This window comes from Catenulispora rubra, assembly GCF_015356825.1.
In the GTDB taxonomy this organism is placed as follows: domain Bacteria; phylum Actinomycetota; class Actinomycetes; order Streptomycetales; family Catenulisporaceae; genus Catenulispora; species Catenulispora rubra.
Window position 1 is genome coordinate 1 of record NZ_JAACYW010000362.1, and the last position, 10,877, is coordinate 10,877.

The 10,877-nt window shown below is 66.5% G+C and carries 11 protein-coding genes; all 11 read left to right on the forward strand.

Annotated features, from left to right (window positions below; genetic code table 11):
- Positions 1 to 844, forward strand: an 844-nt coding sequence (locus tag GWK61_RS48650; RefSeq protein ID WP_228564195.1) for a hypothetical protein, incomplete at its 5' end; no start/stop codon positions are given.
- A gap of 157 nt (positions 845 to 1,001) precedes the next feature.
- The gene (locus tag GWK61_RS48655) at positions 1,002 to 2,543 is read left to right on the forward strand and encodes an amino acid permease (protein ID WP_194920334.1); all 1,542 of its coding nucleotides are present in this window, start codon (positions 1,002 to 1,004) and stop codon (positions 2,541 to 2,543) included.
- Positions 2,544 to 2,801: 258 nt separating this feature from the next.
- Positions 2,802 to 4,127 (forward strand): tetratricopeptide repeat protein, encoded by a 1,326-nt coding sequence (locus GWK61_RS48660; protein ID WP_194920335.1) that lies wholly within the window; start codon positions 2,802 to 2,804, stop codon positions 4,125 to 4,127.
- 117 nt (positions 4,128 to 4,244) lie between these two features.
- The gene (locus GWK61_RS48665) at positions 4,245 to 4,658 is read left to right on the forward strand and encodes a helix-turn-helix domain-containing protein (RefSeq protein WP_194920336.1); all 414 of its coding nucleotides are present in this window, start codon (positions 4,245 to 4,247) and stop codon (positions 4,656 to 4,658) included.
- A 98-nt stretch (positions 4,659 to 4,756) separates the two neighbouring features.
- The gene (locus GWK61_RS48670) at positions 4,757 to 5,806 is read left to right on the forward strand and encodes a radical SAM protein (RefSeq protein WP_194920342.1); all 1,050 of its coding nucleotides are present in this window, start codon (positions 4,757 to 4,759) and stop codon (positions 5,804 to 5,806) included.
- The gene (locus GWK61_RS48675; protein WP_194920344.1) at positions 5,803 to 6,441 is read left to right on the forward strand and encodes a dTMP kinase; all 639 of its coding nucleotides are present in this window, start codon (positions 5,803 to 5,805) and stop codon (positions 6,439 to 6,441) included. The genes GWK61_RS48670 and GWK61_RS48675 overlap by 4 nt, the downstream gene beginning before the upstream one ends.
- Positions 6,442 to 6,729: 288 nt before the next feature.
- Positions 6,730 to 7,179, forward strand: coding sequence for an NUDIX hydrolase (locus tag GWK61_RS48680; protein ID WP_194920345.1), 450 nt, complete (start codon positions 6,730 to 6,732; stop codon positions 7,177 to 7,179).
- A 118-nt stretch (positions 7,180 to 7,297) separates the two neighbouring features.
- The gene (locus GWK61_RS48685) at positions 7,298 to 8,227 is read left to right on the forward strand and encodes a helix-turn-helix domain-containing protein (RefSeq protein WP_228564196.1); all 930 of its coding nucleotides are present in this window, start codon (positions 7,298 to 7,300) and stop codon (positions 8,225 to 8,227) included.
- 198 nt (positions 8,228 to 8,425) lie between these two features.
- On the forward strand, positions 8,426 to 9,877 hold the full coding sequence (locus GWK61_RS48690; RefSeq protein WP_194920349.1) for a hypothetical protein: 1,452 nt from the start codon (positions 8,426 to 8,428) through the stop codon (positions 9,875 to 9,877).
- A 17-nt stretch (positions 9,878 to 9,894) separates the two neighbouring features.
- Entirely contained in the window at positions 9,895 to 10,275 is a 381-nt protein-coding gene (locus tag GWK61_RS48695; protein ID WP_194920352.1) for a DUF7674 family protein, read from the forward strand.
- Positions 10,276 to 10,321: 46 nt separating this feature from the next.
- Positions 10,322 to 10,642 (forward strand): hypothetical protein, encoded by a 321-nt coding sequence (locus tag GWK61_RS48700; RefSeq protein WP_194920353.1) that lies wholly within the window; start codon positions 10,322 to 10,324, stop codon positions 10,640 to 10,642.
- The last annotated feature ends 235 nt before the right edge of the window (positions 10,643 to 10,877 follow it).

The following is a 10,877-nucleotide window of genomic DNA, read 5'->3' on the forward strand; positions in this document are numbered from 1 at the left end:
GGGTGGGTGGGATCTGCGCTGCTATCGGATGTTGCTGTTGGCGCAGGCTGCCGGTGAGAGTACGGCTGTTGAGCGTTGGCGCAGCGAGGAGCCGAGCAACAGTGATGCTGCGGTGTTGTACGCCAGGACCGCGGTGATTCGCGCGATCCGGTCTCAGCGTGCGCAGCAGCCGCAGGCGCCGGCGTTGGCGGAGCTTGCCGAGCGGTCGTGCATGGCTGCGGTGAAGTACGCGCCGGCGGATCCGACGCCGTGGGTGGCGCGGTTGCAGCTGCACGCCTGCGCCCCCGGCGAGGTCGCGCCGCGGCAGCTGATGGAGGAGGTGCAGCTGCGGGACGAGTGGAACCGTGAGGCCTTCCATCGGCTGCTGCCGCTCAGCGGTCCTAGCTTCGGCGGCCGTATGACGGATGTGTACGACGTGGCCAGGTGGGCGTCGTCTACCGCGCCGTTCGGCTCGCCGCTGCATGTGCTGCCGTTGTTGGCGTACATCGAGGAGTTCCAGCAGAGAGTACGTGACGACTCGCCGAAGCGCCTGTTCAATGCCGACCGGCATTGGGCTGCGGCGCAGGCGTTGCTGGATATCGAACGCGCGTACACCGAGTGGTTCGCCAGCGGGGTCCGGGCGGCACCGAGGCTGTTGCCGGATCTACACCTGATGGCGCACGGACTTTGGCGGGCCGGCTACTACACCGCGGCCAAGCCGGTGTTCGCGGAGATCGGTCGCTTCGCGCTGACCAAGCCGTGGTCGCTGCACGGGCACCCGAACCAGATTTTCACCTGGGCGCGCGGGGTGTGCATGCACGCCTCGGGACCGAATCGCCTGAACTCCCGGAGCGGCATCCGCTGACACCAGCACCCCCCCGATGCCGCTCCGGGGCCCCACCGTCGACACAACGGCCGCCAGCGCTCACTCAGGAGTTGGCGACAGCCCGCCCACGGCTCGCAGGCCAGCCGGACTCCCCCTTTCTTGTCTTTGATCCTTTCGGTTCCTTGGAGGTGCTCCCATGCCGCAGACCCGTGACACCAGCGCCGCATCCCCCGCACGCCGCAGTCGGCCGTCGGTAAGCGACGACGACGCCCGACTGCACGAGCTCGGCTACCCCCGGGCGCTGACCCGCAGGGTCAACGGCTTCGGGAACTGGGCGATGTCCGCGACGATCATCAACTTCATCACCGGCATCATGTACAGCCTCGGCCTGGTGATGGTCTCCGGCGGCCCGCTGGTGATGGTGTGGGGCTGGGCGTTCGTGGGTTTGATGGTGCTGTTCGTCGGGGCGTCGATGGCCGAGATCAACTCGGCGCTGCCGACATCGGGCGCGCTGTACTACTGGTCGGCCAAGCTGGCCAAACGCCACGGTGCGGTGTGGTCCTGGTACACCGGCTGGCTGAACTTCGCCGGCCAGATAGCCGGGACCGCCTCGGCCGATTTCGGGGCTGCGACGTTCATCCAGGCCCTGGCCGCCGCGCAGTACAGCTCCTACACCCCCACTGCCCAGGGCACGCTCGTCATTTACGCCGTGGTCTTGGCGGTGCACGGGCTGCTCAACACCTTCACCGTGCGGCTGGTGGCGGGTCTGAACAAGGTCGCGGTGTGGTGGCTGCTGATCGGGGCCGCGGTGATCGTCGGGTGGCTGGCGGTGTTCCCGACCCGCCATACCTCGGCGTCGTTCGCGTTCACCCACTTCGTCAACGGCACCGGGTTCCACTCCGGCATCTACGCCGGGCTGATCGGGCTGCTGTTCAGCGCCGGCACCTTCACCGGGTTCGATGCCTCCGCACACATGTCGGAGGAGACGGTGCACGCCGCGATCGCCGCCCCAAAGGGCATCGTGCGCTCCATCGCCTTCTCCTGGACCGCTGGGTTCGTGCTCATCGTGGCTCTGGCGTTCTCGATGACCGACTACGACACCCAGGCCGGTGCTGCGGTGCCGCCCCTTGTGGTCTTCACCGGCGCGTTGGGGGCCACCCCCGCTAAGTTGCTGATGCTGGTGGTGATCGGCTCGATGCTGTTCTGCGGCCTGGCGAACATGACGTCCAACTCCCGCCAGATCTTCGCGTTCTCCCGGGACGGGGCGATGCCCGGCTCCAGGTGGTGGCGCACGGTGCGAAAAGGCACCCCTGTCAATGCGGTCTGGTTCGCCGCCGTCGGCGCGTTCGCCCTGGCGGTGCCGTCGCTGTGGAGCACCACCGCGTTCCCGGCGATCGTGTCGATCAACGTCATCGGCCTGTTCGGGTCCTACAGCATCGCCATCTGGCTGCGGCTTCGACAAGGCGATGCCTTCGAGCGCGGGCCGTGGCATCTGGGCCGCTACAGCCTCCCGGTCGCCCGCATCGCGATCACCTGGGTCGTCCTCAGCAGCGTCCTGTTCCTGCTACCCCAGGTCAGCCCGATCACAGCGAAGAACTTCAACTACGCGCCGGTCGCTTTCGGGATCGTGCTGATGATCGCCACCACGTGGTGGTTCATCAGTGCCCGGCGACACTTCCACGGCCCGATCAGCTACGGCACGCCCGAGGAGCTGGCGCAGCAGGAGACCGAGCTGTAAACGCCCTGCCCTGACGCGGCCAGCGCAGCTGACCGCCGCAACCAAGACCACCGTCAGGCCGGTATGCCAACGGCCGGCCCGACGGTGCACCAACTCCTTCCATCCGCCGGAGTGCCGCCCGCGCGAGGCGGGAGGGGAAAGCCTGCCGCGCGAGGCGCGGGCCCCTACGCCGACCGCGCCGACGGGGCGCGCGGCAGGCCAACTGACCGGACACCAGATCCGGTCATCCGACACCACCACCGAGGGGGGATCGATCAAATGTCGAACACGGAGACCACAGTTGAGGTACAGGCTGCCGCCGAAGTGTTGGAGCAGCTGGGCACCATCAGAACCGGCATACACACCGGGGTCATGACTGAACGGGCGCGGCAGGTGCTGGAAGCGCTGATGGGCCGGTATGCGCGCGCCGCCAGTGCCGCTCGCCGGGTGTCGCCGGTGCTGCTGCCGTCTTTTCCGGGCGATGACGACCTCGGTGACGGGCCGGTGTTCGTGGACTTGGCGGAGGCGCAGCGGTATTACCTTGCCCACGGCGACGCGATCGAGGATGCGGTGGTGCTGGCCGGCAGGTGTGGGTCTGATGAACACGCTGGGCGGGTGATGCGGGGGTTGGAGTACCTGCTGACGATGCAGCAGCACACCGGTCGGTGGCTGGTGCTGGCGGATCTGGCGGTGGCCGCAGCGCGTCGGCGGGGCGACAAGCGTGCCGAGGCGCACGCGCTGCTGAGTCGTGGCGGGGGCTACAAGGTGGCCGGCCAGCCGGTGCAGGCGGTCGCGGACTACGAGGTGGCGGTGCGTCTGTTTGCCGAACTGGCGGACGCGGCCGGCACGGTCGCGGTGTTGAGCCGCCTGGGTGTGGCTTACGCAGCTGCCCGCAAGTTGGATGCCGCAGATGCCGCGTTCAGCCAGATGCTTGCGTTGTGCACGAGCGAGGATGTCCACCGGGCGATGGCGTATGTCAATCGGGCATGGGTGGCCATCGAGCGAGGTGAGCCGCACTCCGCGATCGAGCAGGGGCTTATCGGGCTGGACCTGCTCCAAGGCTGCGACGGTGCACAGTACTGGTCGCTGGAAGCGCATCTGGAACTGTGCAGGGCCTACACCCTCATCGGTGATCTCGACCAAGCCCAAGACCACCTGAACGCTGCTTTGGCCTCGTTCGCCGCCGGGTTCGAGCCCGCCCCGCTTCGGGTCTTTGCCGCGCTGGTCAAGGGCGAGTTGCTGCTGGTGCAGGGCGAGTACCGGGACGCTTTGGTGATGTTTCAACAGGCTGTGATGCTGCAATCCGCCGGCACCCACCCCTACCGCCTGGCCGATGCCCTTGACGGCGTAGGCAAGGCACTTTCCAGGTTGGGAGAGGACGGCCAGGCCGCCGAGCAGCACAGCGCGGCACTGGCCGAGCGCCTGCGGTTCGGCGAGCCCTTCGCCACTGCCCGCACCCGCTACTACCTGGCCAGGGCGAAGGCGGCATCCGGGCAGGGGGATGCAGGCGCCGAGCAGCGCGACCAGGCCCTGCTGGAGTTGGCCGGACTCGTCGACCCCGCCGCGGACACGCTGCGCGCCGACCTGAAGCGGCTGGCCCTCTGATGTGTCCGAACTCGGTAGCCCCGATGCATACTCACCACCGCTTCGGTCAGGAACGGCCCTGCGGCATGCACCCACGTGCTGCGGCCGACCACCGCACACGAAACGAGGCCCGCTCCGATGCCGCCTAGGAACGTGGTCGGGATTCCCTCCGAGCGGGAGGCCCAAGCGCTGGAGCTGGTGGCCAACGATGTGGGCACGCCGGAAATCGCTCTCAAGCTGGGCGTGAAGCAGAAGACCGTCGGCCTCTATGTCGCGCAGTCGATGGCCAAGCTCGGCGTGAGCCACGCTCCTGCGGCGGTCCTTCTGGCCTGCTCCAGCGGACTGATTCCGCTCGCGCTCAGCCGCGTATCCGTGCCCGGCGTGCCCTTCAGAGACCTGGTGGACCTGGCCCAGTCGTTGAGGACCGCAACCAGCATGGACCTGCCGGACCTCCAAGCCCGAGCCCTCACAGTGCTGGCAGCTCTAGCCACGCAAAACACCCCCGCCTGGGCCCTATGCAACCGAGGCGACAGCTCACTCAGACCGCACTGAAGAAGCTGTCGGCTGGGCGGCCACACCCGTCCAGCCGACAGCACACCACTAAGCACACCGCAGCAAAACACCCGCATAGACCGATCGAAGGGGCAGTCATGACAGCGATACCCGCCGCGCTCATACGCCGACCGCCGTCGCCGACGGCGGTGGACTTCACGGCGCTGGCCAACTTCACCACCCTGGGAGGGCAACTCCGGATCGTCACCAGCCCGCACTGCAACATCGAGTGCGACTTCTGCCACGATGAGGGCGACGTCCCCCCGCACATCACCCGCCACGACCGCAGCGCACGCCCCCGTAGGCGCGAGCTGAACGCCGACGAGTACAACTTCATGATCGGCGCGCTGATGGCGGCCGGCCTGACCCGCTTGTACTTCACCGGCGGCGAGCCGCTGGTGTCGCCACTGACGCGTCCGCTGCTGGAGGCGATCCCACCCCACGAGCACGGCGACACCTCCGCAACCCTGATCACCAACGGCATCCTCGTTCGCCGCAACGTGGACTGGCTGCGGCGCACCAACCTGGACAAGATCAAGGTGTCGTTGCACTACTTCTCCGACGCGTCGCTGAAGGCCATCGCCAACTCCGAGCACGGCATCAGCCCGATCCTCGACGGCATCGCCGCTGCTCGCGAGACCGTCGATCATGTCGAAATCAACACGCTGATTCACGGGAAGAACCTGCACGAGATCGACCGCATCCTCACCTACGCGCTCACCGAACACCTTCCGATCCAGTTCATCGAACTCGTCGACACCGACTTCAACGCGGACAAGGGCGTGGCCCAGGTCTCCGCCGACGCGCTGATCGCCAGCCTGCGTGCGATGGGAGCGCAGGAGAAGGTCGTGGTCAAAGGCGTCGGACAAGGCAAACGGGTGTTCACGGTGGACGGGGACACCGTGGAGGTCATCCACAAGGACCTGGGACGCCACCACGTCGGCCAGTGCGGCCGATGCCCCAAGAAGCCGTCCTGCGTGGAGGGCTTCTGGGCACTCCGCGCGGACCACGCCGGCTTCATCGGCCCCTGCCTGCTGCGCGAGGACCTCCGGCTGGACCTGAAGCCCTACATCGCCGAGCGCGACCCGAAAGCCCTGGCCGAAGCCGTGGCCTTCCACATTGACGCGTTCACCGAGGGCCTGCTGTGAGCCCAGCGCTGACAGGCAGCTACGCACCCGCAGTTGTACCGGCCCCGCAAGGGATGCTCATCGTGATCGAAGGCATCAGCGGCTCTGGCAAGTCGACCATCGCCAAGCTGGTCGCCCAGCAACTGTCCGCGTACCTGCTGCACACGGTGCCGGAACCGTTCCAGGGGCTGACGCCGACGATCAACGCAGAGCTGGCACCACTGCCACAGCTCGCCTTCTACTTGGCCGGACTCTGCTACGCCTCCGATCTGATCCGAAAGAACCTCACCGTCGGACCGGTCGTGGCCGACCGCTACAGGACCTCAGTCATCGCCAACCACGCCGCGGTCCACGGCCTCGTTCCCCAGCAGGTCCTCGACGTCGCCGAGCCGTGGATGACCTATCTGATCGAACCGACCCTCACGGTCTACCTGCGTACCAGCCCCGCCGCGCTGGCCGAGCGTCTGGCCCGCAAGGCCGATCTGACCGAATCCGACCGGTTCCTGTTCGCCGAAACCTCCCGCTACCAGGCGGTGCAGCGTTTTTACGACCTTCTGGGCACAAACGATCCGAGCGCATGGGTCCTCGACACCGACGACGCCAGCCCCGAACAACTCACCAAGCTCATCCTCGACAAGGCAGCCACCTTTGCTTGATGACGCCCCCACCCAGGCGCCTGCCGGCCACGGTCGGCAGGCGCCGCGTCTACTACACCGGCCGGTGACCGACCCACCCCGAAATGCTGGAACGCGCAGCAGCGGCTCGGCGCCTGCACCGGCACCGAACTCACCAGCCGGCACCACGACTCAGACCGACCCAAGCGTACGAAGTGGAACCCGCAGTCATGACCAAGCTGCATACTCGTCTGAGCCGCCGCGTAACGTCGTGGAAGCCGGCGGCGTTGAAGCCGCCGAGGACCCGGCAAACAGGCGGAGAGCAGATAGATGGCCCAGCACGGACGGCGCGCGAGTTTCGGGATCGGCGTCCATCTGATGATGATCAAAGATGGCAGGATCCTGCTGCTGCGACGGTCGAACACCGGGTTCGCCGACGGGCTGTGGCAAGTTCCTGGAGGCGGTCTCGAACTCGGCGAGAGCCTGACCGCGTGCGCCGCACGCGAGGGCAAGGAGGAGACCGGCGCCCTGATCGAGGAACGCGACCTGACCTTCGCCCACGCCTGCCAGCATCGCGACCCCGACGGCCTGGACCGCGTCGGCATGTTCTTCACTACAGGCCTGTGGGACGGCACCCCGTACAACGCCGAAACCCACAAAGCCTCGGCGATCGACTGGTTCCTCCTGGATCGCCTTCCCGCTGCCATGGTCGGCTACGGCCGCCACGCCATCGAACAGCACCTCGCCGGCAACACCTTCAGCCAGTACAACTTCAGCTAGCCGAGCGGCACTCTTCCGCCGTCCTGTTCCATCGCGGGTCCGACCAGCACCAGCTCATACGCGAGCCCGCATGAGCTCACGACACGTAGGGCTACGCGTTGATGCAGCGGCGGAGCGGATGTTCGCAGGGATCATCAGTGGTCTGCGGACTGCACGCGAGAACGCCAAGATCTCCCAGAACGCACTGTCAGCGGGCCTTCCGGTGCGGGGACGGGCCATATCCGAATGGGAGACAGGATCCGCAGAACCGTCCCTGGAGCACCTGATGCAGTGGGCTCGCGAGCTCGGCCGGTGCTTGGCGCTCGTCGATAGGAACGGTGTTCTGTCGAACAGCCCGACGCGCCAACGTCCCGGCGAAGAGTGGGAGTTTTTCCAGCGGCGGCAATTGGCCATACCGCTGAGAAACCGCCGCCAGGCCCGTCACATGGACCAGACAGAACTCGGCGAACTGGTTGGCGTCTCCCGTGACACCATCCAACGCTGGGAGCTGGTCCGCGTACCCCCGCGGCCGATTGCACATGTCGTGTGGGCCCAGGCCAACGGCTTCATCCTTACTCTGGGCCGGGTCGACGCCCAGGGGCGGATCGATGTCCCGAGCCCGCGAGTGCGCCACCAGGCAACTAACGGCTCGAACGATCCGCCGGCCAGGCCGTATGTACGTCGCACACGGCAAAAGGCGAAAACCGCTCCAGTCACTCCCGGCCTGCCGTCACCAGGCCGCGAGGCGCAACCGCCGCTTCCGCTCGACGGGGGACAGCCGTTACACGTCATCCAGGCCTTCGTTGCTGCTGTAGGGGTCGAACACGGCTTGGCTGACCACGACGTCCTGTCGCGGGCCCTTCTGCTTGGAGAAGAGGCCGGGCATCTGGCGAAGGCGATTCACCAACGGCAGATGCACCTCACCATCGACCCCGAATCCCGCGTCGGGAAGGTCGACGAAGAACTCGCCGACATGTTGCTCGTGATGTGCTCCATCGCGAATCACTACGGCGTCGACTTGGGCGAGGCGCTACGCAAGAGGAAAGCCGACAGCGAGCCGTACCTATGACGAAATTTCTCTTGCCCGGCAGGCCGCCGGCTACCTAGCTCAGACTTGGGCATCCGCGCGGCGCCAGGCCGGTTCAAGCTGATGGCTATATCAGTATTCATATTCGTTGACGCGCCCGGTTGCCACCACTACGGTGGTGACTTCGCGAGAGCATCCGGTGACGCCTCGCAACTACGGGCATCGAACGCGGGGGTTCTGATGGCACGCCCCACCGACTGGTGGCTTCTCGACCTGGACAAGGATCCGCTCCCGCAGGACCCCGGCAACCTTTATCTGTGGTCAACGCTGTACCACGACTTCGCCGACCAGATAGACCTGGTCCGCGGTGGAACGGTCGGTCTGATGGGCGATCCGGCGATCACCGGCTGGCTCGGGCAGTCCGGCCAGGCCTTCTTCGACGCCTTGACTCCGTACCCGTCGATGCTCGGCACAGCCACCGCCGCGTACCGAGAACTCGGCGACGCCTGGGAGGCCTTCAGCGTTCGCGTCAGGAACCTGCAACCGCAGTTCGACAGCTTGTGCATCCAATGCCTCGACATGCTGCGGGCGATCATGGCAGACGGTGGACTGTCGGAGGCCGACGCCAAGCAGCTGATCATGAACCCCGAGCAGCTCACGGGCACCCTCATGGCGGTCGCCGGCCAAAGCGCGTTGGGGTCTGCCCAGTTCCTGAATACCGCAGCGGACAAGATCCGGAACCACGTCATCGACGCGGCCAACCTCAGAGGCGGCCAGCTTCAGACCCTGATATCCCAGACAACCACTGCGCGTAAGGCATGCTCGGACGCCATCCACGACGCGACGGCCTTGGCCTCCCGGATCATCAAGCAGGCCGGCGGCAAAGGGATCAACGCCGCCGACTTCAACACCCGCTACGCAGCATTCGGAGGAGCCGCCGCCGACCTGGCCCTGGTCCTGCCCGGGTCGGCGGGCACGGACCTCGAAGACGGCATGGTCCCATCCTCCGCCCCCGGGCCCGAGGGCGTGCCGGACTGGTGGACCTCACTGACCGATGAGGAGCGCCGGCACTACTGGCAAAGCAACCCCGGGATCGCTGCCCTGCTGGGCAGCGTACGGTTCTACACCGACGGCCAGAGCCCGCCGACCGTGTCCAACCCGGATTTGCAGGCCGTACTCAACAACGCCTACCTGCGGCCGGGGGAGGTGTCGCAGATCCCCGGCGACGGCCAGCTCTCCACCGCCCTCGACTACGAGCTCGAAACAGGAACCCCGGTCGGCGGGAAATGGCACATCAACAAGGCCGCAGACACCCTTAGCGGCTTGATAAACGCACTTGACGACCCGCAGTCGAGCCTCACACCGCAGGACCAGATCGTCACCGCCTCGATGGCCAGCCGTTTGTGGCAGAGCATCCTGGGCCACGACAAGGCAGGCGACGTCACACAGATGCTCAAGGACAATCCCGGCCGCGCCAGCAGCCTCCAAAGCGCGCTGAAGGCAGCCATGAGATCACCGTCTGGTCGTGCGATCATGGGAGACCCAAACGAGTACGACTGGTCCTCGGCGGACGGACTTCCCAGGCTGCCGCCAACGCCCCCACCGGATCCGGTAAACGACGGTGTCGACGGCGGGGACATCAACCCGGGCGGCGAACTGCCCGAGCTACCCGAAATCGACCCCCTAGTGTGACCGGCCCTGGAGTACACGTGATCACGGACGCTAACGTGGGCGCCTTTCTGTCGAAGCGCCACCCCGACTTCGCGCCGACCTACGCGGCACACGTCAGCAGGTGGGGCACCGAGAACCCGATGCTGTACGTCCTGCTGCAACGCTTCGCCCGCGAGTTCATGATTCCGCGGCTGCGGACCGGCACCGCCGAGGAGCGCACGCAGCTGTTCGACACCGTGGAGCAGCTCTTCACCGACGGCGACTCATTCATCGACGACCTCGCCGACAACCAGATCATCGACGAACTTGTGTACGCCGGCCACACCTTGAAGGACGACCCCGTCGACCTCACCGGCGCCGGCCCCATCACCACCGAACGCATCACTCGGACCCGCGACTGGCGGCCCAACAACTCATAGACGGCAACGACGAGAGCCGCCAGCGGACGTACAAGAACGGAGGACTATGCGCCCACCACCGGATGCCGACCTGAGTCTCGACCTGGACGGCCTCGACCGCTTCGCCAGCGCGCTGGAAAACCTCACCGGCCAATGGAACGGGACCGCCAACCAGATCGGGGATCTGGACTGGCTCGCCGACGACACCGATCTCATCGACGCACTCGGCGCCTTCACCCGCTCCTGGGCGAACGCCGCCACGATCATGAACACCTACTCCGCGCAACTGTCGAGCATGGCCCGCACCAGCGCCGACCAGTTCCGACAGGCCGACAGCGACCTTGCCCGGCAAACCCCCCACGGGAGACGGCCAAGCGCATACCAGTGACGATCACAGAGAGCGCTCACGCCCACGATGTGGAATTGTGACGTGACTCGGTACTTGGCACTTGAACAGAGCGCTGACCTGGGTCTCGGCTCATCTCCTGACTCGATACTGTGCCGTGACGCGTTAGTTGTCACCTGGCCATGCGATCTGTCACCGTGACGGGATCTTGATGCCGGTGTCGATGGCGTGGGCAAGCTCGACGGCGCGCTGGCCGAGTAGTGCTCGTAGGTCTGCG